The organism is Gammaproteobacteria bacterium, from assembly GCA_029881255.1.
Classification (GTDB): domain Bacteria; phylum Pseudomonadota; class Gammaproteobacteria; order S012-40; family S012-40; genus JAOUMY01.
On record JAOUMY010000009.1, the window covers coordinates 68,579 to 94,140 of the forward strand.

Here is a 25,562-nt window from a genome sequence, read left to right on the forward strand (position 1 = left end):
CGATGTATAACTGGGATGATCCACTTAATCTTGAAACAGAACCGACTTCCGACAAACTGCGCGAAACAAGCAAAGAACCGGCGTTGGAGCGACTAATCGACAGAATCACTCCACCAAAAGCTGCACAGCAAGCGGTCTCGGTGGAAGACAAGCGCGTCGTCAACGGCGATGTGGATATCAACCAACTCGCGCCTTTTAAATACCCCTGGGCGTGGAAATATTTTCTCAACGCCAATAAGAATCACTGGACGCCTCTGGACATCAATATGTCCCAAGACGTGCAGGACTATCACCACAAGCTGAGCGATGCGGAAAAACATTTGTATGAAAATGTCCTCGCCTATCTGACTACCTCGGATATTCTCGCCATGCGCAATGTCGGTCTGGCGGTGATGGAAAAGATGAGCGCGCCGGAATTGCAAATCTATCAGGCGCGACAGGTCTACGAAGAGGCACTACATACGTGGACGTATCAACACTGCATCGAAACCATCGGTCTGGATCAAAGCGAGATCTACAATCGTTATCGCGTGGTGCCTGAGATACACGGCAAGATACAAATCGCCAACCGAAGACTCAATGCGGTATTACGCCCAGACATTGATCTGCGACAGCAAAAAGATCTGCATGAGTTTTTGATGTCATACCTGTTCTTTGCCGCCGTTTTTGAAGGCTGCTGGTTTTACAACGGCTTTAGCCCGATCTTCGCGCTACAACGCCGTGGACTGATGAAGGGCACCTCGGAACAACTGCAATACATTATGCGTGATGAAGTCATGCATTGTAGTTTTGGTATTCGCACGGTAAAACAACTCATGCTTGAGGAAAACATCAGCCCAGACCCACAAGCCCTCGCCGAGATGTGGCAAGAGGCAGAGGATGCCGAACGGTGCTATGCCAACTATATTTTACAAACGCCTGTCGTTGGCTATAGCGCATCAGACCACATCGAACAATTTCGTTTTATAGCCAATAGACGTGCTCGACAACTGGGGATAGACGAGCCCTACCCCGGTGCTCAGTGCGCACTACCGTGGTTAGACGAACAGGCAAATATCCGCAAGGAAAAAAACTTTTTTGAAACGCGGGTGACGGAGTATCAGACGGGTAGTAGTTTGAATTGGGATTGATATTAAGCTTTTAGAAATTGGCTATGGCCCTGCATCAACATTGTGTGGGGCTTTCTTTCCTTTCTCTATTAGAGAATCGCACAACCAATTCTGAGTTCTGGTATTGTAGTATTTGTTACTTCTAGATTAGCTTGTCCTGAATAACAAAGCAGACTATCCTACAACGGTGTGTTCAACTCCTTTTTGATTCCCGGTTCGAAATCGATGTATATACACCAGTGCATGATAATCCAAGACATACGATATCCTCGGTTGACAATACTTCTTGGCAGCCTGTTTGTATTGTTTGCTATCGTGTTTCCAGCAACTGCAAGTACAAATTCAACGCCTGCCAGCACGGAACATGGAATAGGCTTGACGTCCCACCGCATCGGCGTTCCTTTTTCCAGCCAGGTGTCCAGCCGTTTCGCCGGATACGGCATGAACTACGGATATCATTTTGCTACTAGTCCAGCGTGGAAGCTCAATTACCAACATCGACTGATCGCGGGTGCATATCGCCAGCCGTATTATCAAAACGGTTTTTTTAGCAACTATACAATAGCGCTTGGCTATCGATTTCCTGCCGGGGTGGACCTATGGAGTAATCTCGGTCTGGGCTTTATGTATACGTTTGAAGACGCCGCAGTATACAAACAAAACGACACTGGCGAATTTACACAGGTACGCGACTATGGACGAGGGAGTTTTTTCGTGCCTTTAGGTGTGGAAGTCGCTTATAACTTTTCCGAGCGTCACTGGATTAAGGCGCTGTATATGCAATACCGACTGGATGTCGAGTTGACGTTTCTCGCTTTTCCACCGGTTTTGCCACATGAGTATTTGGCCTTGGGGTTTCGATTTTAGTCATGAGACAGAAACTCATTCCAATCGTTGTACTAAGCCTGAGTATGCAGGCGTGCAGCATCAAAGACCCGACCTATGATGTAAACAGTTATAACTGTAGCGACGATTTCGCCGTCGATAGCAGTCTTCATCCACACAATGACGCTCTGTTACAGGCCATGAGCGAAATTCAGTCTCAAGGCGTGACAGGTTTCTCGGCACTGATACACACCGCCGACGGTTTTTGGGTGGGCGCCTTGGGCAAGGCCGATATCGCGGCCAATGCGAGTTTTAAAACATGTACGAAGTCGATGCTGGGCAGTACCACGAAGACCTTGGTTGGCGCACTCGCGGCGAAGTTGCAGCAAGAGGGCTTAATCAATCTTTCTGATAAGGCTTCGAATTATCTGGATGCCGCATTGGTGAAAGAAGTCGCGAATCTCGATCAGGTCACGATCGAACAACTATTGAATCACACCAGTGGCATTCCCGAATATCTTCTCGCGATTAGCGGCGGCCTGGACTTGATCGGCAATATGGATAATCCAGATCATAGCCCGTCGACTATGGAACGCCTGGAATATATATACGGCGTGGATGCCTACTTTAAACCCGGTAATGGCCATCATTATTCAAACACTAACTATTTACTCGTCGATCTCGTACTTGAGAATGCTACGGGTAAACCGCTTTCTCAACTTTTCGATGAATATATGTTTATACCGCTAGGGTTGAACAGTACGGTCTATGACGCCAGCACAAGCTACACACCTGGACAGGCCCAGGGTTATCTGGATTTTTTCGACAATGGCAAGTTTCGCAACAACACCCTCGCCGATGGCGGCGCGAGAACCGCGCATGGCGGTGCCATATCGAATGTGTTCGACCTGTATACATTTTTTAATGCCATACTCGACAGCAACGCGGGCTATCTGACTCAGGCTTCGATAGACGCCATACAAAACTGGACACAACATCCATACAACAACACCAGCAAGACCCGACACTATGGGCTTGGCCTGGTGAAAACCACGACCGATACGGGAAGCTATTACTCACACGATGGTTTGTTACTCAATGGCTACAACGCCAATATCATTTACTACGTCGAACAACAAACGACGGTCATCTACCTGGCAAACTCTGCGACTGGGTCATACAAGGTAAAAGGTCTGATGGGGGATTTTACCAAGAAGGTAGAGGCTATACTCTTTTGAAGACGACACAAGCTATGATCTTTCCATTTCTGCGCAAGAGCGACAAACATAGATGGCTCTGCAGGCCAGACTGCAAATGAACGATATGAAAAACATATTTAGCTTTTTTCTAATTTACCAGATACTGTTACTGACAGGATGTATGGCTTTTGTCAATGCCGGTGGAGAACCCGAAGCGGGCGAACTTGAACGTTTTGTTCATTGGAGTGTTGGGGCAAAGCTCACTTCGCTTTCACCAGAAAAACTCCGCGATAGCCTAAAGCCGTACAATTTCGAAGTTGAAGAAACCTATAACGATAAGCGTTACCGTTTTCTGCGCGGCTACCCTCATTTTATTGACGGTGTTTTGAAATTCCGTTACCAACGCTCTGGAGGGGGCGACCCAAAAGACCAATGGGAGCTATTGGATGCAATCATCTATTTTCCCGGACTATCCCAGATGGACATCGAGCAAATTCTCCAAAAACTGGAGATCTCCCTCGGCAAGCCTGTAAAGACTAAACAAAACGATATGATACTAACAATGCGCTGGATGATCGGTGAATTCGACGAACTTAGCATGCGGGTGGACAAGGAGGCAGGAAATCTCAGCCTGACGTTTAGTGTTTTACAGGGTGATGCGCCATAGAGTATGCCGTCATATTGCATCCAATAGCACGCCTTCCTGATCAATAAATCTTTTACGTATTCGCAAGGCGGGTAACAATTCCTGATCCGCGTACTCACATCCGATTTCACCAGGGTCTTGTTGCTCCTCTTTCGACGCTGTTTCAGCCTTATGTCCTGCTCCACTTTCAAGAGCCCGCAACAGAGCCTGATACCCCGGCCGCCAAGCGGCAGCATTGTTGAAACGTTGTCTGAGAGACTTTAATATGCCCATGCCGGAAAAGTCGAGATCTCCCCAGAACCAGACATCTCTTAGTTGCGACGACTCCTGAAACCACCAGCTCTGAAACGCGTCTTTTTCTGATTCAGTTGATGCATGATGAAAATGCAGACTGACGCTATCACGATCACGTATATTTCTCGCACTCGAACGAAAACCAGCCATATACACGATAGCGAATTTCATTCCTCCCCTGAGTACAAGCTCGGTATAGGAATCCTGGTTCTCAACGAACAAAACGTCATCGAACCGAGGTGGTAAATAGGCATTTACGACCACCGGACGTGGCCGAATATTTGAATTCGCAAATAGCTTTTCCACATAGTCCTGGCGTTGATCAAGAAATTTTGAATCTCCAAAAAAGCAATATGCGCTTAACTGGCGAAGACTCATTCCTTTTGAAATTAAACTGGAGAGTTTGACAAAGCCAAGAACAATATCTTCCGCGGACAAACCCGTGACCTGAATCGGTCGATTGGCAAACTCGTCAAGCGCATCGCCAAAACACGATTCATTCGAATATACCGCGTCACTCCACTCCTGACGATATGGACGCCTTGCCGGTCGAAGCAGCCAACGCCGAACTAGCGGCTCCGCATTTTCAAGAAACAGCAGCGCAGCATTGTCGAATTCGGCGGCATACGGTCCTCGTTTGTGATCAACTTTGATATCGAAAATATGGTAATCAGTCGACAAAGACTTTAAGAGTGACCACAACTGGTCCGAGCCCGCATCGTGGCGAAACAATCCAGGAAGTGTTTTTTTGTTCAGCTTTTTTCGTAGGGCCTGCTTGCGCTGGGAGTATGGACGTTTGTCCAGATCGTCAATAAGCGAAGACAACAATCCTAGTATCTCCGCTTCCTCATCCAGCCACGCAGGTCTATGCATCCGCTAATACTTCCTCCATAAAGTCCAGTTCTGCCTGTTGATAGACGGTGCGTCTGTGATTCTTCCACAAACTCTTGATACGCTCCTGGTTGCATTGCTTGCGATCAACCAATACGCGGGTCTTGAGTTCGCCGCGTAACCTGGCGCTTGGAACTTTGGCGAATACGAATTCGTTACTGATTAAATCCATGTAAGGACCGCACTTGCTCGTCGGCATGATAAACACCAACTGCAGACCGAGGCTCTCGGTCAAATAGTTAATGACTTCGCGTGAGCGCGTCTCGTCCATTTTCGAAAAGGCCTCGTCGACTAACACCATACGCAAGTGGGTATTGCCTTCGGCAAAGCGAAAGGCGGAGGTAATCGCGGCGGAGCGAATTATATAGGCCGGTGTTTCGAGCTGACCGCCGGAACCCGTGCCATATTCACTCAGTGGTATTGGTTCTTTGCCCTCCACTTCCTTGTAGATTTCATAGCGCCGATAGTTGCGGTAATCGGCGATACGTTGCAACTCATGCATGGCGCGGGTTTCGTCTTCGTCGAGTAACATGCGCATTAACTCGTCGAGCACTTTCTTCGACTTAGTCGACAGTTCAGCCTCGAACAACGAAACCTCATCACCAAGAGTTGGGTTCTTGACCAGGTCTTCGAAGAAGCGGGCATAGTCTCGAAATTCCGGAATCCAGTCACTGGCGAAGCGGAAGGTCTCACGGTCTGCCCCAAAGCGGTGATGTTGCAACTCTTTATTCAGGTGTTCAATCTGGCGTCGTCCATCATTCAGTGCCTGATAAATCGAATGACACAAATGCGTAACGAAGGCGTTATTAAAGGCCTCTTTCAGTGCCGACAACTGCTTGTGTTTTTCTGCCAGAATATTATTGCGCAGTATGTTATAGATGCGATCAATCTCACGCTGTAGCGCACACACCGACGTAAACAAACTCGCGTCGTATTCACCGACAAAGGCGATATAGCCAATGGTATCCGATGTCCGGCAGTGCTGATTATGCTGCTGTAACTCTTCGGCCATTTTGCGTTCCGCCTGATGCAGGCGTCGTTCAAGGTCATGGCGATAACTGGCGAGATGATCTTTATTCGTTTCCCTCGCCTCACGATCCGCGGTCTCCAGACGGGCATTGGCATCAAAGTCTGGCCATACCGCGCTTATGGCATTGAGTGCCTCTTCTCTGGACTCAACACGTTCCATGTCGAGTTCCTGTAACTTGCCAACGGCGCTAATTTGCTTGTCGATCTCTTTGAGTTTTTCCTGAATCTTGCCCAGGGACTGATTGTATTGCGCCTCTTTGTTCGATAGCTCGTCTTGTGTCTGCTTAAGCTGTTTGAGCTTTAACTCCAATTCCTTGTGATCGCTGAGGTCGAGTTGTTCGAGCAAACCGTCGAGTTTTTTCATCTCGCGATGGCTGGCGATGATGTCAGACAATACATCGGCATAAATCGACGGCTTCAAAGTATCGACACTACGTAATAATAGCTGCGCCTGCTGTAATCTATCGTTGGCACTATTCCATTCCTGTTCGATCTTTTCCAGTTCGGCACGCTTGGCCGTCAGGGCACGTTCGCGCGCGGCTGCGCCAAACACCAATTCCGCGTCGGGCAAATCGCAACGCCACATGGAATAATTACCGGAACCCATACCATCTTCGGTAATACCGCGTCGGGTCTTGCGCAACTCGTCTGCGCTATTAACGCGCAATACACTGCCATAACTCGCTATCAAATAGGCACGGGCCACCGCATGGCTGAATTCGAGTACGTGAATCATCGAATCAGGATGCAGATCGATACGCTCAGAGTCTTCAAAGGCCTTTTCTCCCTGTATCACGCGCGCGCGATTGTCGCGCCCCGGCATATTGCGCACCACGCGAATTGCCTGGGCCTCATACTCCGGTTCCACCAGAATCGAGAAACGCGTGCCACCAAGATAACCCTCTATCGCCGCCTGCCAACGGGCATCTCTGACCTCGACGTGATCACACAACACACGCGGATCGGCAGCGGGATACTCCTGACGTATCGCCTTAATCGCGCGTTCGACATAAGGCGGATAACTCACCTGATGGTTTTGCAGACGAGTAATCTCGTGTTGTTTCTGTTTGCGTTGATCACTCAAGGTTTGGTAACGGCTGCGTCGACCGTGTACCAGTGTCGACAGACGGTCGCGGTTTGATTCACCACTACCCTGCTCATGCCAGCAGGCATGCCACTGATTGTGTTTGTGCTGAATCCTGCGCAAATCATCCATGCGTCGTTCTATTGCCGGTACTTCACCGGAAAAATCCCGTTGCACCAGCGTATGAATATCCTGCACCAACTCATCGCCACTCTCGGCAACCCCATCGGCCAACTGGCGATTTTGTTTTTCCGCCAGTCGTGGCATTTCAGCGATTAGCTGCTCATCACCAAGTGCTTTCTTTATTTCTCGCGTGGTTTGCAGATTGGCACTGATGATCCGATCCTGATCCAGAACATAGCGCACCTGTTGCACCAGTTTTTCGTCCAGCTTGCGCTTTTGATTCTCAAGTTCATCCTTTTTGCGCAAGGCATCCACACCCTGGCGCTGTGCTTCGAGACTGATTAATTGCTCTCGTATTTCCTTGGCGTGTTGTTGGACTTCGGTTATCGCATCCTGTTTTTCCTTCAATGCGATCCGTTGTTCGCGTTGAATTTGCTTACCGCGTACGTAATCCGATTGACGTGTAAAATATTCGGCCTGGGCCAGGGTGTAATCGACGACATTCAGTTCTATCCATTGTTCGATATAAGACTGCGACTGATTCTTGGCCCGTTCAAGAATATCGATTGATTCCACCAGACGCGAAGATTCGCGCTCCATGCTATGTATCGTCTTGAGCTGACTCGATACGTCGCGCACTGCGTCGCCTAGATCTTTTTGTTCGAGAATTTCATCGGCGACAAAACGATTAATACTTTGCACCGGCTTATACGCCATGAATCGCGAGAACGCTCTGGCCGCGGCAACCGCCTCGACTTCGGGCACGCCATCTTCGCGTCCGCGTAACGCGCCATACAAACGACGCAGATAGGCCTTCTTGGTTTCGTATTTTTCAACGCGACGTTTACCGAATTCCTTAATCAATAAATTCTGAAACGTATTCAAGGGCGTGACATATTCACCGCCAACGTCTTCACGTACGAAATGTGCGCGGGTTAACTGTTCACCGGCAATAATAAAAAATTGTGCATCTTCCTGACGTGCCACGGTGTTGCTACCGGCACGATCTATCCAGGCGCGTATGGCGATGATTGCGGTGAACGGTTCGCCACTCTCGCCCTTTGATGGGTGAAACACGGCGGCCAGATAACCGTCGGTGGGATCCAGTCGCGCATAACTGCCGTCGTCGCAACCCAAGACATAAGACGCCAGTGTACGCACACGCTTGCCGCCGCGACCTCGTTGCGTGGTCTCGTCCTGCCCCGGATTAAACTGAAACAGATTTTCATGGGCAGCCGTCATGACGGTTTGAATGGCATCCGCCGCTGTGGTCTTACCCGAACCATTGCCTCCGGAAAACAGATTGACCGGGCCAAACTCAAACTCCAGTGGCGGTATGTTTCCCCAGTTGACATAGACAAAGTGTTTAAGAAACATCGGCGGCCTCCCCTTCTTCCTGCGGCAGGCTTTGATCAAGCGCATCCAGTGCATCGTCATTGACGAAGCTGACTATCATGGGATGAATACGAATCCAGGACTCGGCCGAATCGATACTGTCTTCCTGACGAAACTCGATCAGGCGCAACTGACGCAGCCGCTGAAAAACCTGACGTCGCTCAGTGAGTTTGTCCGGCAAGGAACGATTGAGTAGATTGCGCATGGCTATGCTGATAGATTCCAGCGACTCGGTGACAAAACCCGCGTCGTCGAGTTGACCTTCACGCAAGGCTTTGTCGTATTGCAGACGCAAGACCAGCAACAACGCAACTTCGTCCTGACGCAGACGCGCGCGCAGACCGCCGCCAAAGGCATTCGCTTCACTGTCTTCCATGCCCGGTACGTTCGCGCCAGGCGGATAGAGACGGACATAAGCAAAACGTCGGTCGTGGAATAGTTGTACGCCCATCAGTTGCAGATAGTCTTTCACCAAATCTTCGATGCGCAGAAAACGATCATAGAGTTGTTGCTCGACCTGATTCTCTGCACGACACAATACGCCGTTATTCAATAGACGCAGGCATAGCTCACGAAACTCATCCACAGACAATCCTTCGCCTTCCAGGATTCCCATTACACAACTACTGAGCATGCATACCTCGCTCGATCAACTCTATCGTAAATTCGTCAACGACTTCGAAGTAGTCCGTACGGACACGATTCGCCGTTGGTAAAACCCTGAATTCAAATTCACTCGAACTCGGTGCGCCGAGTTCGATAATGTGCGCGCTCATTAATAGTTCGCGCGCATCGGCCACGGGAAGATTCTGGCTGTGGATGCGATGACCATCGCTCAAGGCCTGCACAACATAATCACGCTGCGCCTGATTGTTAAAGGTAAAGGCCAGATCAACAGCGGTCTGAACATACATTTGCTTGCGCGATTCCTTGTCGTCACTACTGGCGACCTCAACACTGGTATTGACCACGCGTGCCTGGCGTGTTGCATTCAAACGCAAACTATCGGTGTCGACAAAGCCGATGCTAAGTGACGCCAGCGCCTCGCCCGCCGCATGCAAACCCGCGGTTTGTTGTTCCTGCGGCGCCAGTTTCAAACGATCACACAGCGCATGCAAACGATTCTGCACACCGCCACCTGAATAACTAAGCTGGCGCATGATGATATCCGCGCGACGGGTAAAACCCTGTAAGGCCTGACGCAGTGCGGGCAACATTATCATCGACGCATTGTGCATACGCGACTCAATGCTGTTGAGAATTTTCAGATACAAGGATTGTTCGCGCTGTTCAAGCAACTCCGGTGCGCTACGTCGTAATTCCTTTTCCACCGCTGTTTTGAATTCCTTACGCTTGCGTCGCGCGCTCCTGAGTAATTCGTCGATCTCGTCGCGATATTTCTCCACCGAATCGGCGGACAAACGCACCGCCAGATCCGGCATAAAACGTTTTTCCATGAAATCAAAAAACTCATCAGAGGCACGTTGCATTACTTGTTGCGCCTCGACCTCTCTTACCAATTGGCGTTTCTTATCATCGAGTTCGGCAATAACATCGGAAAAATCGGCAATAATGCGTTCGGAATATTCAAAGGCATCGAGCAAGTCATAGACCTCGCCCTTGTCGAGAAAGGATTGCAGTGCGTTGCGGGTGTTGCGCGTATTGCGATGACGGGTGCGAAAACCCCGGCCCGCTGTTTCGACTATAGGTTGGGCAAACAGGCGACCATGACGGGTAAAGGCAAACGTGCTTTGCAGCGTGGCCTCATCCATCTTGCGTTCCAGCCAGCCGAACTCCAGCATCTGATTGAGCAGCCAGTTGGCCTGTTCGCGCTGACTACGACTGGGCGCAATAAAATCTTCGACCTCGACTTCATCCAGCACCGGGCTACGTGCAATCGCCTCTTCGAGTACCTCAATCACCTGATCGCGGTTGAAACTACGACTATAATCGGCGCTGCTACCATAAAGCCTTTCATACAAGGCACGCAGACAGTCCATAAACTGGCCGCGGAATTTGCTCGTCAGGGGGCGGAAAAAATGCTTACGTTCATCAACAAAAAAATCCATGCACCACCCTATAGCAAACCTCGATAGACCATGCTTGAGGCATGGTTATACTCACCCGCCGCCATGACAGGGCCGGGTATTTTACGCGTTTTGGAGGTAGGCATAAATGGGCGTTTGCCGGTGAGTGCTGGATGATTTTTGACCAGTTTGTTTTGGATTCAGCTTTCCTATCTGGACAGTAGCGCGCGAGCTCACTAAATTCAGAACCTAGACCGTGAGCACATCCTCATGTTCTAACGTTGAAGTCGAACTCAAGACGCTGTAAGTGAACATTGAAGACTCAAGAGTATCATTGCGCCACCGAATCCACTCTGCTATCAGACAGTTAGCACTGATGCAGTTTGAAACGAACGAGACAGCTTTACTATGTCTCCGAAGAGACGAGGCAAGATCAGTATAAGTATTACCGCATACTACCGAGTTGTTTGACGGCAGTTTTGTTAGAAAAAGCTTTTTCTAAAGGCAAAAAGCCACAAATTCTAAACAGTCGATGCAACGATTTACTGATATAATGTGCGACCTTAAAAAGCCAACAATTATGCAAGCGATAGACGGGTGAATGGGAAAGACGATAGATTTCACCTAGTTATACATCGCTTGTCGATTAGGGAACAATCGATGAGAATTCAAACCCTGTTTAACAAATGTCAATTGATTTTACTCGCTGCGAGTCTGGGCTTGCTCGCCGGTTGCGACACGTCCACCGAACGACACTCCTCTTTGTTGTTTTCTATGGATTCATATTTCAAGCAGCACGGCTCGGGCAAACCGTCTGCTCGAAGTTCACATGGTGTATCCTCGATCACACTCCAAATCCGAAAGATTAGCGGCGAGCTTTTGACGGAAGGACGCCTGGACGCAGAGGTCAGCAGCAAAGCTTTCACCGTTCCTTCAAGCGTGGAACTGCATATACTGGCAAATGGTTTTGATGGCGATATCAAGACATACGCAGGTGAGGTTGCAGTTGCGCCATTGATTCCCGGTGAGTCCAGACAAGTCAGTTTTCATATGTATAGTGTCGACCTTCAACCCATTACCATCGATGTCGGGCTAAACAATCAACCAGCGAACGGTCCTAGCGCTGGTGCAAAATTATCGCTAAGCCGCAATTATTTTCTTTTTACCTCGGATGCAAGCAATTTAACAGAGGGCGACAAGAATGAAAGCACGGATGTCTTTCTACGAGACCTGGACACTGGCAGCATCCTCAACCTTCATACCAACGCCGAAGGGAAAGCGGTCTCCTCTTCCGGACTAATAGCCGAAAGCAACGACATTTCCGTTGACGGCCGATACGCGGTATTTTCCTCTAGCTCCAGCGATCTGGTTGAAAATGATAACAACGGTGTTTTCGATGTCTTTATCAAAGACACGCTGAGTGGTTTTATCCAACGCATTAGCGTGTCAAACACCGGTCAGGAATTTACGCTCCCAAGCTACAGTCCTGACATTACCAACGACGGTCGTTACGTTCTGTTTTATTCAGAAGCCGATTTGCTTGGTACTGGCGGAAATCGATATTTTCGCTATGATCGAATTGCGGACACTCTAACCTCGAGCGTGCAGAATGCCCGTCAGGCGACTTTGAGTGGTGACGGTGCCTTTATCATTTATGTTGATAGCACGTCGGGATCGCTTAAGAGTTTTTCCAGTAATGACGGCAGCATCATCGATATTCTTGCCACCGAGCAAGTAAACAGAAAGTCTAAACTCGCCAAGGTTCAAACTAGCGCAATTGAGTTTGCTGTCAATCGAGATGGAAGCGCCATCGTATTTAGTCTCCATGCCAACCGTACTCCGTTTGTGCGCGATGAAGTTTATTTGTTCCGCCGCAGTTCGGGTACGATAACAAGGATAAGCGAGAACGCTAGTGGAGAAGCAATAAGGGTTATCGATGCCGGTTTACACTACCCAGGTATAAGCGATGACGGTCGTTTTGGTGTGTTTAGAATCGACCACACGATTTATGTTAAGTTTTTTGAGACCGGCGAACTTGTCGCCGTCGCCAACGGTGACCGTCCCATACTCAGCCCGGATGGCGCGCGTATCGGTTATACCAGTGATTTTGGTCGTCTATATTTAGTGCCAAATCCGCTTTATTCGATTGCGGTGAACGTTACACCAACAAATACGCGAAGCCCTGCACCACAAAATGTTCAGGTTCGCAGCCAAAACGGTGGAGTGTCGATACATTGGGATGAAACCGGTGCGCATACCTACTACCGAGTTTATCTGGCAAATGTACGCGGTGTTACGCCGGATAACTATCTGGAACTGGAAGGCGGCGCGCAATTTGAAACCTTGGAAAATAGTTTGTCAGTTCCGCTTGATGAAGAGCATCGTAGACGTATTTATGTCGTCGTCACTCCGGTAGATGATGAAGGCGAAGGTGAACCTTCGGATGAGGCAGAGTTACACTACCTGGTCAGCACCAGTGCGGTTACCAATGGCACTATCACACCCAGTTCGCATTCAGATGTAGAACAAGGCTCGCACGTCGCTTTCAACATTACTCCAGCAACCGGCTATCATATTGGCAACGTCACTGGGTGTTCGGGTAGTCTTGAGAACGGTGTTTATACGACAGGGCCAATTACTGCTGACTGTCCCGTCACAGCGATTTTTGAAATCAATAGATTTAGTTTGAATTATACTGCGCAGGCCAACGGCGTGTTGCAAGGTGATACCGAACAGACGGTGAACTACGGAAGCAGCGGTAGTATAGTCACCGCAGTTCCAAATGTAGGTTATAGCTTTGTCAACTGGTCCGACGGTTCTGTATTGAATCCACGCACGGATATAAATGTAACTTCGAACATCAACGTCTCCGCGTTTTTCTCAGACAACGTATATAGTTTGACTTATGCCGCAGGCGTAAACGGCGCGTTAGCCGTCGGTACGAATCAGATATCGACATTCACCCAAAACGTAGTACATGGCGGAAATAGCGTCCAGGTTACTGCCGTACCCAACACCGGCTACCATTTCACCAATTGGTCGGATGGTTCAATACAGAGTTCACGCACGGATTTGAATGTGACAGGCAATATCAATGTCTCGGCTAACTTTGCGATCAATACCTATACGTTGTCGTATTCGGCTGGCCCGAACGGTACGTTGCGGGCCAATGATAGTCAGGGACTGACTTTTTCACAAACCGTCAACTACGGAAGTGATGGCTTCGCCGTTAGGGCGGCTCCTGGCCCAGGCTACCACTTCGTCAATTGGTCGGATGGTTCGATACAAAATCCGCGGACCGATACCAATGTGACGGGTAATGTTACAGTCACCGCTATCTTTGCGATCGATACCTTTACCCTAAAATACACCGACGATGGGAACGGAACCATTCAGGGCAATGCGAACCAGACTGTTGACTACGGCACAAGTGGCAGCGAAGTCGAAGCCGTACCTAACACCGGCTACCATTTCACCAGTTGGTCGGATGAGTCGACGCAAAATCCGCGCACAGATTTAAACGTGACAGGCAATATCGATGTTACGGCTAACTTTGTAATCAATACCTATACATTGAACTACACTGCGGGTGCGAACGGAACCTTGAGCGTCAACGAAACCCAAACACCGACCTACGCGCAAACCGTCAACTACAGCAGCAGTGGTAGTGCCATCACGGCAGTACCGAGTACGGGTTACCACTTCGTCGATTGGTCCGATGGTTCCACACAAAATCCGCGCACCGATACCAATGTGACGGGCAATATTACTGTCACGGCGAACTTCGCGATTAACACTTATAACTTGTCCTACACGGCAGGCGCGAACGGTATGTTGGGTATCGCTGTAGCCCAGGTTCAGACATATTCACAAACTGTGGATTATGGTGCTTCTGGTGATACGATTACTGCAGTGCCAAACACTGGTTACAGTTTTGATTCCTGGTCAGATGGACTCCTAACCGCCTCAAGAACTGATACGAATGTCACTGCTGACATTAACGTGCAAGCGAATTTTGTCGCCGACGTAAGCCCGTTTACGGCGTTAAACGATACCGGTTTAGTTAGTTGTAGTGATGGTGTAAATTTTGTGAGTTGTCCGCAAACCCTGTATCCCGGCCAAGATGCCGAATATGGCAGAGACGCGAACAGCACTCGCAATGACAATGATGGGTATGCCGGATTCTCGTTTACCAAACTCGATCAAAACGGAAACGCTTTAGCAGCGACGGCGACAAGTTGGGCCTGTGTTCGAGACAATACGACGGGACTTGTTTGGGAAGTCAAAACATCAACTAATTCGAGTACTGAATTTTCTTGGCCGGATGCGCAAACATATGCGAGTAACTTGAGTTTATGCGGCTTCAGCGATTGGCGGCTACCAACGGTAAACGAACTACTTTCATTGGTTGACTACCATGTCAGCAACCCGGCTATTGATACTAATTTTTTCCCGTATACCATTAGCAACTACTATTGGACTATAAGGGAGTCTTCCCAAACATCAGGCGTTATATGGGTGGTCCGTTTCAGTGATGGAATCGCAGGACCAGATTCACCGAACTATTTTGGATTTCCAGTTCGCGCGGTGAGAGGGCAATAAGATGGCAACTATGAAGAACAACGTTCTACTACTCGCAATAACTGGCTTAACCATGTGTACAAGCCCTTTGGTGCATGCGACATGCAATACCAACTTACCTGAAACCACACCGACACAGCGATTCGACAATAACCTGGATGGAACAGTAACTGATTTAAAAACAGGATTGATGTGGAAACAGTGCGTCGAAGGAATGACAGCCCAGGGCACCACGGCTTGCGTTGGCACTGCGCTAACTTTTGGTTGGCAGAGTGCGTTGCAACAAGTACAGGTTGTAAACGGAGACCCTTCCCAAAACCTCGGCTATAGTGACTGGCGCATGCCTAATATCAAAGAGCTTCAAACAATTGTTGAGCGGCAGTGTGATTCGCCTGCGATTAATCAAGCTGTATTTCCAAATGATCCAGGCACATACACATGGTCCTCCACCTCCAATAAGATCCCAGCAAATGGCGCCTGGAGGACAGGTTTTGATACCGGTAATGCAATCTCCAGCGGGCTTAGCAATCTCACAAACATTAGACTCGTACGAGGCATGGAACCGTAGTTTTTTGCAATGCTCAGCGAGCTTTGTAATCGATACTATATTTAACTACGCAATAAAAAACCGGACCAAAGCAATAATCTCACTCTGATCCGGTTTCGAGGGGGGTTAAATTGTACGGTTTGAGTTCGACGTACGCCGAGCCTTCCAACCTATTAGGCCGACTCCGGCAAGCATCATTGCCCATACTTCCATTTCTGGTACGACGGCGACTGTTGCGCCATAGTAGTTCACAACTTGTTCATTACCGGTGATTGCAGAGAAAAAATTCCCCGCAAGTTGATCATTTGTCATCATATCCAGGCTGGTGGATGTTCCCTGCTCCCCCAGCACGTCGAAAGTTAGCGTAGCCACTCGTCCCGCTGTGAGACCGTTGTAGTAGCCAAACATAAACGAATTGTCGGCAATAATTTCGCCGCTAAATGTGCTTCCCGGTCCGCCGGTGAATTCCGGGTCTAGCGTCAAACTGTCGTTGAACGCCAGTGAAGAAAAACTCAGGGCACTGGGATCGAACACAAGATCGACACCTCCTCCAACCGTTGCATCCTCAGTAAAGTCGAACCAGACGTCGAGCTGAACTTGTCCTCCCTGCAATGCGTCGATTTCTACAGCCGTGCCCGGTGTGACTTCTTCGCCACTTGCGCTAAGCCATATCGTGTTCGCCATCGCAAGATTGCACACGCTAGAAAGCGCAAATACATAGATCGATTTTGATATTACCTTTTCCATTTTTTTCATGCAGCCTCTCCTTTTCCTCATTTATGGTGCTATGCCGCTCGGGCCAGGAACACTCAGAAATTTTTGTTTTATAAACGCCAAATCACCAAAATTGACGCGACCGTCGCCGTTAAAATCCGCGTCAGCATCTCTACTCAGAAAACGTTGTTTAAAGATTGCGATATCACCAAAGTTCACCCGCCCATCCTGGTTCAAATCCGCATCGCAACGATTGCCAAAACCATCGCGATCGGTATCGCGTTGATCCGGATTTGCCACGTTTAGACAGTTATCACTGATGCTGAATATGCCATCACCGTCCGGGTCCTGATCAATCGCGCCTGGGCTTGCATAGTAGGCGTTGAAAAAATTCCCGGTCTCAAGAATGCCACCCGGATTGGTGACGACAAGATGATACGGCCCAAAAGGCAAATTCGCAGGGACAACGGCACTCATGTTTTCGCCATCGGCGTAGGAAATACCGCTGACTAAGGCGTTACGTTCGATGACCTGCACACCAGCATAGTTGTCTGCCACATATATCGTGTTGCCGATTACATCGATACCGTAGGAATAGCCGGGCGTATCATACCAACCACGCACAAGCGGGTTGCTCGTATCCGAGATATCTATTTCCAGCACGCCAGTTTCCGAGTTACTGACGAATACTCTGTTGTTCACCACCATCACATCATTTGCGAAACCCAGTGTTGGAAATTCGCCGAAGAGTGACGGAAGCGATGGCATCATAGTGTTGATAGCCTGGATACCGCCCCAGCCGTCAGCGACAAAAGTCAAAATGCCGTACACGAAAACACCATACGCGAGTCCGGGTGTGTCGTAGTTGCCCGCTAACACCGGTGCAGTTGGATCTGAGATGTCTATGATTTGCAGTCCGGCGGATCGGTCAGCGACATACGCATATGTTCCGGACACTGCGACGCCTAAGGCTTCACCCGGTGTATCGTATGCACCGGCGAATACTGGATTGACAGGATCGCTGATGTCTACGATTTGCAGTCCGGATAAATAATCGGCGATATACGCATGATTGCCATTTATCTTTACGTCGTATGCCCTACCCGGCGTGTCGAAGGATGCGACTAACGTCGGTGAAGCGGGATTCGATACGTCGATAATTTGCAGCCCCGAATTGCCGTCGGCAACATAGGCGTAGATTCCTTGCACGCTGACACCTAGCGCAAGATCGGGCGTGTCATAGCTGCCTAACTGAACGATGTTTTGGGTGTTGCCAATATCGAGAATAACGAGACCAGTTCCACCGTCGGCAACGTAAGCAATATTGCCGACGACGTCGATAGCATACGCATTGTTTGCGGTTTTAAACGTACCAGCGAGCGGCGGCACGGTGGGATTACGAACATCGTAAATCTGAAACCCTGCCCCACCATCCGCGACAAATAAGTTTCCGTTCAAGGCATATAGTGATTTCGCGTAACCGGGTGTATCGACAAAACCGATACGGCGCAAATTCGATGGGTCGCTAATATCAAAAATACGTATTCCGGTGTGCTCGTCAGACACATAGGCGATATGGCCGATGATATCGACGTGGCTCGCGTATCCAATAGTGTCGTAGGAATCCAACACCGTCATCGCAGCAGGATTGGACACATCAATTGCCAACAATCCGGCCTCATACGCGGGTACGTAGGCAACATTGTTTCGAACAAATACGTCGTACGCAATACCGGACACGACGAGTGATCCAACGAGTGTAGGATTTGCAGGATCACTGACATCGATGGCGAGCAAGCCCAGGTAGTTGTCCGCAATATAGGCGACATTGCCGTCGACAAAAACCTTCGACGCGCCATTGCCAACGCCGCTTTGCTTATACGCACCGACTTGCACCAGATTTGCCGGATCGCTGATATCAATGATCACGAGACCCGAGGACTGGTATGCAACATAGGCGTACTGACCAAGCACCACCACATCATAGGCGTAATCAGTAGCAGGCGTGTCGTAACTGCCAAGTTGAACAGGATTCGTTGGATCGCTAACGTCGACGACCTGCAATCCGCCGGTCAATGCTGCGACATAGGCGATTGTGCCAAAAACTGTTACACCTCTCGCTGCCGGAGGCACAATTCCCGAGCCGGTAACCACATAGGTTGACAACAAGATAGGATTTCGCGGATCGGATACGTCAAAGAGTTGAAGCCCGGTGTTGTCATCGGCGACGTAGGCGATGTCGTCTTTTGCGAAAACGTCCCAGGCGTAATCGTCGGTGTTAAATGAACCCAACCATACCGGTCCACCGCTGAGAAGATTAACGCTCGCACCGGGAAGAAATCCACTCCCGACGATCGAGACATCATGAGGCAAAAGCCCATCGCCGTTATTCGGCGCAACACTACTGAGCAGCGGCGGCGCTCCATAGGCGAAACTACAAAAGAAATTAAAACTAAGAACTAATATACAACATAGACGGCGCGGCCCTATCGCGACATTGATCACGGAGTATCTCCTTATTTTCTATTTTCATTTCCATATTCTTTACATTCCAGATTATCGTTTTTCTAGTACGGCATTTCGATACAGCAAACCTTAAGCCAATAGTCTTTGCTTACCGTAGGGGGCCGAGTCCATCAAAAACACGCCCCACACATTTCAGATTTTTAAATGTGTAACTGTCGTGATAAATAAACATTATTCTTTATCACGTAATTTTTCCAATCTATGGATTTGTCTGAAACAAAGCGAGCAATGGCAGGTAAAAATCGCTATCGATATCCGGGAATTGTAAACATACGTAAACTTCAAATTGTCTATCGCCTATTCATATCCAAACGCCTAATTTCCTGAAATTTAAGGACGATATATTGAGTGAACCAAATCCATCTCGACTGACTATTCACCACCAAAGGCAGGCTAATGAAACGATCACGCGAAACAATTCTATCTCGCAGAAAATTTTTAGAACTTTCTACTTCCGCCTTGATTGGTTCACTACTGCCTGGCGCCCTATTGACTAGCTGTTCGAAGACACTCCCGCCACTGCGGATTGGTTCTAATATCTGGCCGGGATATGAATTACTATTCTTGGCCAGGGAACTACAAATTCTGGATGACACCCTGGTAAACATGATCGAATTACCGTCTGCGTCGGTATGCCTGGAAGCGCTCGCCGCAGAAACCATAGACGGTGCCTGCCTGACACTCGATGAAGTTCTAACCGCGAAGTCCGAGGGTTTGGATTTAGTCATTGTTACGATACTCGACATTTCGATGGGTGCGGACGTCATTCTCTCTAATTCTAAATACAAAAACTTTGAACAGCTAAAAGGTAAACGTATCGGTGTCGAACAATCCGCCGTTGGTGCGGTTATGTTGCATTCAGCAATAGAAAAACACGGACTGAACGTTTCCGACTTTGAAATCGTACACATGAATGTAAATCACCATCTTAATGCATTCCTTCAAAACCAAGTCGACGCCCTGGTGACTTTCGAGCCAGTGGTCAGTCAGCTAGAAAAACATAATGCATTGAAACTTTTTAGTAGCGCCGACATACCGGGTCGTATTGTGGACGTAATTGCAGTTAGACCCGACGTAATCACAAAAAACCCCGACGCAGTTCGCAATCTTGTTGCTTCTCATTTCTCAGCGCTTCAGGTTTTCCTCAACACACCTAAGCAGGCGACTCCGATTATGGCGAAACGACTGAAACTTGAGGCCTCCGAGGTAGTTGATTCCTACAAAGATCTCGTATTACCGAACATTGAGGAGAATCAAAAATTCCTTCATGGGAAATCTGCTGAACTCCACGCATCCGCTGAAAAACTCGCTACCATCATGACTGATGCAAAGCTACTGCAAAGGAAACCTGACACTAGCAACATCATAAACGGAGACTTCCTTCCGGGCTAATATGAACTACAGGCCTCGTCTAAAACTATTTCTGCCGTACTTTGTTGCGACGATCGTTATCGTAGCCATTTTTTTAACGCTTGTATTGGGTTTTACTTCGAACAAGAAAGAGCTAATAGATTCCGCGCATGACAATATTCGCCGTGATATCGCGGCACTTTCGAATCTCGCGCAAAAGACTATCACCTCGAACTCACAACTACTCGAGGACGCCATAACCCACTTAACTACCGATCCGATAGTAAAACACACTGCCGTGATTACCCCGTATGGAGTGGTTTTGTTTGCGTCCAATTTTTCCTGGCGTGGTGAACCCGCTGCTTTGAGTGTGCCGGACTACAACCATGAACTTTTCCAAAAATCTGTAGAAAAACTAGGCGCACAAGTAGCGTACTCGCCAGATAACAATACCGTAGTTGCGATGATGTCCTTCAGCTACCCAGGTAATAGCCCCACCATACGTAGCCTGAAAAAAGGGGCCATTTTTATTAGCTATGATCTTACACACAAGCTACTGGAGTCCTATAAGAACACGCTTTATGAACATACACCGGAGCTAGTGGTATTCTCCGTTCTTGTTCTTTGTCTGATGTGGCTGCTACAACGCTTTGTCATCAATCCCGTCGAAAACATGGTAGTCGCATCCAGGCGCATTGCCAACAGCGACTATAGCGTACGATTACTCCCCTCTGGATCTCGCGAGCTGTCCGCACTCTCTGACGCATTCAACTTTATGACTGAAAAAGTAACGCAAAACATTCGGGAATTAAATGATAAAGGCAACCATATTCAGGGGATTCTAGACAATACCTTTGACGGTATAATATCGATTGATGACAAGGGACTGATTCTCTCGTTCAACAAAACCGCCGAAACTATGTTTGACATGCGCGCAGACGATGTCATTGGAAAAAATGTACACATACTTATGCCCAGCCCATTCAGGGAGCAACACAACAACTATATAGGAAATTTTCTTCAGGGAAACGACGCGAAAATTATTGGCATCGGTCGTGAGGTCGAAGGCCAACGTGCGAACGGACAGACATTCCCCATGGACTTGGCGGTGACTGAGATCACGTCGAATGGAAGTACTATTTTTATTGGTATCTTACGCGATATCACCGACAGAAAGCGCCACGAAGCAGAGGTGATGCGAATACAAAAAGACCTGACCGAGGCCAATGAACGTCTGGAGAAAATGGCGATCACCGACGCATTAACTGGCGTTTTTAATCGCAGGCATTTCGACACGACGCTATCACTAGAGATTAATCGTGCGAAGAGAAACCATCATTCGCTATCACTCTTGTTGTTTGATGTAGATCACTTCAAACTCTACAACGACTACTACGGCCACTTAAAGGGCGACGAATGTCTTATTGCTATAGCTAAAGCGTCAAAAAGTACTTTTCAACGCAGTGGCGAAGTCGTGGCGCGATATGGTGGCGAAGAGTTTGCGGTAATATTACCTGGCGTGTCACTCGATGACGCCATGCAGGCCGCGAATATGCTTATCGACAATATTTCCTCTTTGAATATTGAACATAAAAAATCCAAAAACTGTGGTATTGTCACCATAAGTATTGGTGTTGCTACATTCTCGAATAACATACATACCACTGCCGACGAACTGATTCTTGAAGCAGACAACGCACTATACGCCGCGAAAGAAAGCGGTAGAAACCAAGCCGCTTACTATCAGGCCGAAAACAATATAAAGGCGATTAAGTAGGCTGAGTGAGTACAGCGCTACGAGATCGCCTCCTCGTTTACGATCGAATTCAATCGAGCCCAGTCTTCATCAGCCAATACTGTTTGACTGAGTTTACACACGCCATTGAAAACCTCGGCAGGTGCGGCCTGTTTCATGCCGGACAACATGAGAACCCTCTCGCTGTGATTCATTGCCGGAATCATACAGCTCAGAAAATCACCCATTACCGGTGGAGGTACATTGGCGCGGATCGTTATTGACACATCCATTAGTGCCCGATCATCAAAGTTTTCCCACAATAAAGGCATCACCAATTGTTCTTCGTCGGCTATATGTTGCAAATACTCGCCGACAAAGCGCGTAAGTTCAAGGTATAGCATCCTGCCTCGCCAAACCGCATCATCATCGTCGGCGTCGATACCGACAAGCATTTCCTGAAGTTGGCTAAATGCATGTTCGAGCTGTTTGTGCATGCTCGATAGTTTTTCGGCAACTACCGTGTCGCAGTTCAGGATCATAGGCTCTACATAGGTGTCTTCGCTATGGGCATGGGTTTCGAGCAGACTATAAGTTCGGCTAAACCGATCTTTCAGCTGTTTCAGCGAGTCAAGCTTATCGAACTCAGTGCTTCCTGCAAAAACAATAAGATCAAACAATTCCTTGCGCACGCCCTTATGTACTTCTTTATAAATATCTAAACGACTGGCACTCATGTGAATTTCCTCTTTTCTGGTAGCTTCGTTGTTAGAGGAATTGTAGCGGTAGCTCCACAAGCCGTTTCTTAAATGTATGCTCGTACTTTCTTAAAATTTTACTCACCGAAGGAATCTTTCGTTAATTAGACTGAGCGACGGATAACAAATCGATCTTGCGCTCAACGTGAAGGCTAAAACGGCCTCGACCGGTTTTTTGCATAGTTATGCCCGGACAGCGATCATCAAGTCGCCTTTGCAGTAGCACCAGTCGCGCCTCCAGATTGTCCGCGATCTCCGGCAGTCCAAGCTGCTCATCCAGCCTCAATTCTCTGTTAGTAAATTCGCTACGCCCCGAATCAAGGTACAATGTCAAAAGTCGAAACAAGATCGATCCCGCAACACCTTTTATGAGATAGTCGTTGTCTATGAAAATACTCTTGTCAGCTTGGTAGTAGCGAACCTTCATCAGGCCGGACACTGCAATGGCTTCCTTTTGTGATTCAGTGCTAGCAATATGTGAATACATTTTGGCTTTTGTTTGTTCTCTTGGCTCGTCGTCACAGAGCAGGATCGCGGTGCCAAGATGATTTGCCACACTGCATATCAGCTCCTGCATGTCATGTGAAAAGCCAGAATATTTTTCGCTTTCAAGAAACAAAACGCCCAATTTTCGGTTTTTTGCCTCGATAGGAACCGCCAATTGGCTATTCGGATTTGAAAGCCCTGGGAGCGCAATCCGCTGACGAAAGACGTAGTCAGCGTTCTCATTCCTCGCCTGCTGACGAACGGCGTCCGCCATGATATTTTCGCGGCGCATATTGGAGATTTTCACTGGCCTTCCCTGTTCCGCTACGGTACCTACTATCCCTTCCCCCAACGCTACTTCGGCCCCTGCTCCCTGTTGTTGATAGCCGTGGCTCGCAATGGTGTACAGTGACTCGCCGTCGTTATTAAAAAACAAAATCATGGAATGCGTATATCCCAGGTGAGTCGCAATCGCGGACAGTGTCGTATCAAGCAAGTGTGCCAGTTGATCACAATCGGAAATCGCCTGAGTGACTTCATTCAATTCAGCAAAGGAAACCGTCGATCTGGGCACCTGTGCCGTGGCATCCAATTCCATGCATTCCCATGACAACACCTGAAAAACGTCCACGCCACGTAGGTGAAACACATCCGACATACCACTCATCGACGCAACCGCTGCAAGTTTCACTTTGAGCTTATCGAAGTGGGGGCCTTCTGTGTCCGTCCGTTGAAATCGTATCGCCAGGCGATATTGGATGCCTGAGAATGGGTCGATCACCAACAAACTGGCATTAGGGTTTTCTGCGAGATTGGCGCGTGTTTTATTGAAAAACTGATAGCTAAGGCCTATGTGTTGATCATCGATCAAATGAACCTGTGACAGATAGGTAACATTGACCACGCCTGCCGACGAGCAGGTCGCAATGCCTGACGGAATCCCGCCCTCGAAACAGTGCGCAATTTCACGCAAGGAGGCTGTCATTCACCACGCTCCCGTCGCTTGCCCGCGCCAGGTCCAGGTGTCTGAACAAAGACATCGCGCGGAGTGAAACAAATGCCCACGAGATTTTCATTTTCCTGACTTTGAAAAACCGCGGCCGCCTGCTCAGGCGTGAGACCAACTTTCAACATTTGCGATTGTACATCGTCGACATATTGCATCACATGGCGCTGATCCTTAATACTAAGCTCCACTCGTCGCGCACAATCTCCCTTGAGTTGGTAACTTTCGTAGGTCGTAATTCTTGCTGCGTTCACTGATATGTGACCATTCTTTTCGATATCCGCTAGTATTCTCTGTGATTGTCTATCGGTTACGAACACGGTGAGTTGTGTGCAATCGTCGCTAACTCGTGCACCAAATCCGCGAGAAATAATAGGAAACTGATTCTCGTCACAACTCGCCACGAGAAAAGCCACATCCGACTCCAAAAAATTTGTCAGAGTGACATCAAAGAGAAATGCTTCACTGGCCATGTACGCTACGGTCCTCGGTACTCATCCTTTCCCACTCGTCATATATTGGAACCAATATACAATTCAGAGAAATTCTGCTGTCTTTACATGCGTATAGGGCAGTGATATTAACATAAACCTTGGATTGGGTGCCTATTTCGCTAAGCTAATGGAAAATAGGGATTTTTTGGCATTTCACGGACGCGAGCACCTGCCTTTATGCCACGTGAGTAAAATTTTAAGAATTAGCGAGCGATCATTTACGAAACAATGACTCCTCCCCTGCCTAAACTATTAACATCAATTGTTAAGAGAACTCGTCATAGGCCGACGAGGAAGTGGAAAATATGAAGCTAATATTCTTTTTTGTCTCAGTCATGATCTCAAGCAGCGCCTTGGCCATATTTAGTCAAGGACTCGATGAAAAAAACCCCATTCGGGACAGACCAAAACACGGCATAGCTGCCGTTAACCAAAGCGTGCTTGGGAAGCTTAGCGTACAAATCGAGCTCTATGTACTGCCAGAGTCACATTCCTTTGACATCTATACCTCTAAAACCGCATGTGCCGAACAAGCCACACTTTCCGATCACATCCAAACTGTGACCACAAATCATTTTGGTGTGCTATCAAGCACCATAGCGATTGAACAAAGACCGCGATCGATTCTACTCCGTTCAAACGACGACGGTACGATGTGTATTGATGTCACATCGTAAGATCTGAAACGAATCTATCAATCAGCAACAGAAGAAGAGGCATTACTGGCATTGGAGCAGTTTTCA

The 25,562-nt window shown here is 48.3% G+C and carries 18 protein-coding genes; 9 read left to right on the top strand and 9 right to left on the bottom strand.

The genetic code is table 11. The features are described from left to right. The first annotated feature begins 2 nt into the window (after positions 1–2). The 4 genes from OEZ43_15715 (at position 3) to OEZ43_15730 (ending at position 3,800) form a co-directional block, all read left to right on the top strand. Positions 3–1,130 (top strand): ribonucleotide-diphosphate reductase subunit beta, encoded by a 1,128-nt coding sequence (locus OEZ43_15715; GenBank protein ID MDH5547039.1) that lies wholly within the window; start codon positions 3–5, stop codon positions 1,128–1,130. Between the two features lie 252 nt (positions 1,131–1,382). After that, positions 1,383–1,976, top strand: coding sequence for a hypothetical protein (locus OEZ43_15720; GenBank protein ID MDH5547040.1), 594 nt, complete (start codon positions 1,383–1,385; stop codon positions 1,974–1,976). Between the two features lie 2 nt (positions 1,977–1,978). Continuing rightward, the gene (locus OEZ43_15725; GenBank protein MDH5547041.1) at positions 1,979–3,172 is read left to right on the top strand and encodes a beta-lactamase family protein; all 1,194 of its coding nucleotides are present in this window, start codon (positions 1,979–1,981) and stop codon (positions 3,170–3,172) included. A gap of 85 nt (positions 3,173–3,257) precedes the next feature. Beyond that, positions 3,258–3,800, top strand: coding sequence for a hypothetical protein (locus tag OEZ43_15730; protein ID MDH5547042.1), 543 nt, complete (start codon positions 3,258–3,260; stop codon positions 3,798–3,800). Between the two features lie 9 nt (positions 3,801–3,809). Here the strand turns inward: OEZ43_15730 and OEZ43_15735 are convergent, their stop codons facing one another. Genes OEZ43_15735 through OEZ43_15750 form a run of 4 tightly spaced genes read right to left on the bottom strand, consistent with a single transcriptional unit; the run spans position 3,810 to position 10,664 of the window. After that, the gene (locus OEZ43_15735; protein ID MDH5547043.1) at positions 3,810–4,946 is read right to left on the bottom strand and encodes a DUF2220 family protein; all 1,137 of its coding nucleotides are present in this window, start codon (positions 4,944–4,946) and stop codon (positions 3,810–3,812) included. Next, complete coding sequence (locus OEZ43_15740) at positions 4,939–8,577, bottom strand: hypothetical protein (GenBank protein MDH5547044.1); 3,639 nt, start codon at positions 8,575–8,577, stop codon at positions 4,939–4,941. The genes OEZ43_15735 and OEZ43_15740 overlap by 8 nt, the downstream gene beginning before the upstream one ends. Further along, on the bottom strand, positions 8,567–9,229 hold the full coding sequence (locus OEZ43_15745) for a DUF4194 domain-containing protein (GenBank protein ID MDH5547045.1): 663 nt from the start codon (positions 9,227–9,229) through the stop codon (positions 8,567–8,569). The genes OEZ43_15740 and OEZ43_15745 overlap by 11 nt, the downstream gene beginning before the upstream one ends. After that, positions 9,219–10,664, bottom strand: coding sequence for a DUF5716 family protein (locus OEZ43_15750; protein MDH5547046.1), 1,446 nt, complete (start codon positions 10,662–10,664; stop codon positions 9,219–9,221). The genes OEZ43_15745 and OEZ43_15750 overlap by 11 nt, the downstream gene beginning before the upstream one ends. A 618-nt stretch (positions 10,665–11,282) precedes the next feature. Between OEZ43_15750 and OEZ43_15755 the strand changes: the two genes are divergently transcribed. Both OEZ43_15755 and OEZ43_15760 read left to right on the top strand, forming a co-directional pair. Further along, entirely contained in the window at positions 11,283–15,224 is a 3,942-nt protein-coding gene (locus OEZ43_15755; GenBank protein ID MDH5547047.1) for a DUF1566 domain-containing protein, read from the top strand. Between the two features lie 10 nt (positions 15,225–15,234). Further along, positions 15,235–15,771: a DUF1566 domain-containing protein gene (locus OEZ43_15760; protein MDH5547048.1), complete on the top strand. Its 537-nt coding sequence runs from the start codon at positions 15,235–15,237 to the stop codon at positions 15,769–15,771. 105 nt (positions 15,772–15,876) lie between these two features. Here the strand turns inward: OEZ43_15760 and OEZ43_15765 are convergent, their stop codons facing one another. Beyond that, positions 15,877–16,506, bottom strand: a complete 630-nt coding sequence (locus OEZ43_15765) for a hypothetical protein (protein MDH5547049.1) — start codon at positions 16,504–16,506, stop codon at positions 15,877–15,879. A gap of 21 nt (positions 16,507–16,527) precedes the next feature. After that, positions 16,528–18,969: a dockerin type I domain-containing protein gene (locus OEZ43_15770; GenBank protein ID MDH5547050.1), complete on the bottom strand. Its 2,442-nt coding sequence runs from the start codon at positions 18,967–18,969 to the stop codon at positions 16,528–16,530. Between the two features lie 417 nt (positions 18,970–19,386). Between OEZ43_15770 and OEZ43_15775 the strand changes: the two genes are divergently transcribed. Together OEZ43_15775 and OEZ43_15780 are read left to right on the top strand one after the other, a co-directional pair. Next, positions 19,387–20,382: an ABC transporter substrate-binding protein gene (locus tag OEZ43_15775; GenBank protein MDH5547051.1), complete on the top strand. Its 996-nt coding sequence runs from the start codon at positions 19,387–19,389 to the stop codon at positions 20,380–20,382. 1 nt (position 20,383) lies between these two features. Continuing rightward, the gene (locus OEZ43_15780) at positions 20,384–22,117 is read left to right on the top strand and encodes a diguanylate cyclase (GenBank protein ID MDH5547052.1); all 1,734 of its coding nucleotides are present in this window, start codon (positions 20,384–20,386) and stop codon (positions 22,115–22,117) included. A 17-nt stretch (positions 22,118–22,134) separates the two neighbouring features. Here the strand turns inward: OEZ43_15780 and OEZ43_15785 are convergent, their stop codons facing one another. The 3 genes from OEZ43_15785 to OEZ43_15795 all read right to left on the bottom strand — a co-directional run bounded on the left by OEZ43_15785 (position 22,135) and on the right by OEZ43_15795 (position 24,798). Next, positions 22,135–22,812 (bottom strand): hemerythrin domain-containing protein, encoded by a 678-nt coding sequence (locus tag OEZ43_15785; protein MDH5547053.1) that lies wholly within the window; start codon positions 22,810–22,812, stop codon positions 22,135–22,137. Between the two features lie 121 nt (positions 22,813–22,933). After that, the gene (locus OEZ43_15790) at positions 22,934–24,304 is read right to left on the bottom strand and encodes a GAF domain-containing protein (GenBank protein ID MDH5547054.1); all 1,371 of its coding nucleotides are present in this window, start codon (positions 24,302–24,304) and stop codon (positions 22,934–22,936) included. Then, positions 24,301–24,798, bottom strand: coding sequence for a hypothetical protein (locus OEZ43_15795; GenBank protein MDH5547055.1), 498 nt, complete (start codon positions 24,796–24,798; stop codon positions 24,301–24,303). The genes OEZ43_15790 and OEZ43_15795 overlap by 4 nt, the downstream gene beginning before the upstream one ends. A 326-nt stretch (positions 24,799–25,124) precedes the next feature. Here OEZ43_15795 and OEZ43_15800 point away from each other — a divergent pair, with 326 nt between their 5' ends. Further along, positions 25,125–25,496 (top strand): hypothetical protein, encoded by a 372-nt coding sequence (locus tag OEZ43_15800; protein MDH5547056.1) that lies wholly within the window; start codon positions 25,125–25,127, stop codon positions 25,494–25,496. Positions 25,497–25,562: the final 66 nt, after the last annotated feature.

Excerpts from the sequence above, each read along its gene's own strand:
- OEZ43_15745 (MDH5547045.1), bottom strand. The coding sequence starts at position 9,229 with ATGCTCAGTAGTTGTGTAATGGGAATCCTGGAAGGCGAAGGATTGTCT.
- OEZ43_15735 (MDH5547043.1), bottom strand. The coding sequence starts at position 4,946 with ATGCATAGACCTGCGTGGCTGGATGAGGAAGCGGAGATACTAGGATTG.
- OEZ43_15740 (MDH5547044.1), bottom strand. The coding sequence starts at position 8,577 with ATGTTTCTTAAACACTTTGTCTATGTCAACTGGGGAAACATACCGCCA.
- OEZ43_15715 (MDH5547039.1), top strand. The coding sequence starts at position 3 with ATGTATAACTGGGATGATCCACTTAATCTTGAAACAGAACCGACTTCC.
- OEZ43_15760 (MDH5547048.1), top strand. The coding sequence starts at position 15,235 with ATGAAGAACAACGTTCTACTACTCGCAATAACTGGCTTAACCATGTGT.
- OEZ43_15785 (MDH5547053.1), bottom strand. The coding sequence starts at position 22,812 with ATGAGTGCCAGTCGTTTAGATATTTATAAAGAAGTACATAAGGGCGTG.
- OEZ43_15755 (MDH5547047.1), top strand. The coding sequence starts at position 11,283 with ATGAGAATTCAAACCCTGTTTAACAAATGTCAATTGATTTTACTCGCT.
- OEZ43_15750 (MDH5547046.1), bottom strand. The coding sequence starts at position 10,664 with ATGGATTTTTTTGTTGATGAACGTAAGCATTTTTTCCGCCCCCTGACG.
- OEZ43_15765 (MDH5547049.1), bottom strand. The coding sequence starts at position 16,506 with ATGAAAAAAATGGAAAAGGTAATATCAAAATCGATCTATGTATTTGCG.
- OEZ43_15725 (MDH5547041.1), top strand. The coding sequence starts at position 1,979 with ATGAGACAGAAACTCATTCCAATCGTTGTACTAAGCCTGAGTATGCAG.
- OEZ43_15730 (MDH5547042.1), top strand. The coding sequence starts at position 3,258 with ATGAAAAACATATTTAGCTTTTTTCTAATTTACCAGATACTGTTACTG.
- OEZ43_15800 (MDH5547056.1), top strand. The coding sequence starts at position 25,125 with ATGAAGCTAATATTCTTTTTTGTCTCAGTCATGATCTCAAGCAGCGCC.
- OEZ43_15775 (MDH5547051.1), top strand. The coding sequence starts at position 19,387 with ATGAAACGATCACGCGAAACAATTCTATCTCGCAGAAAATTTTTAGAA.
- OEZ43_15780 (MDH5547052.1), top strand. The coding sequence starts at position 20,384 with ATGAACTACAGGCCTCGTCTAAAACTATTTCTGCCGTACTTTGTTGCG.
- OEZ43_15790 (MDH5547054.1), bottom strand. The coding sequence starts at position 24,304 with ATGACAGCCTCCTTGCGTGAAATTGCGCACTGTTTCGAGGGCGGGATT.
- OEZ43_15795 (MDH5547055.1), bottom strand. The coding sequence starts at position 24,798 with ATGGCCAGTGAAGCATTTCTCTTTGATGTCACTCTGACAAATTTTTTG.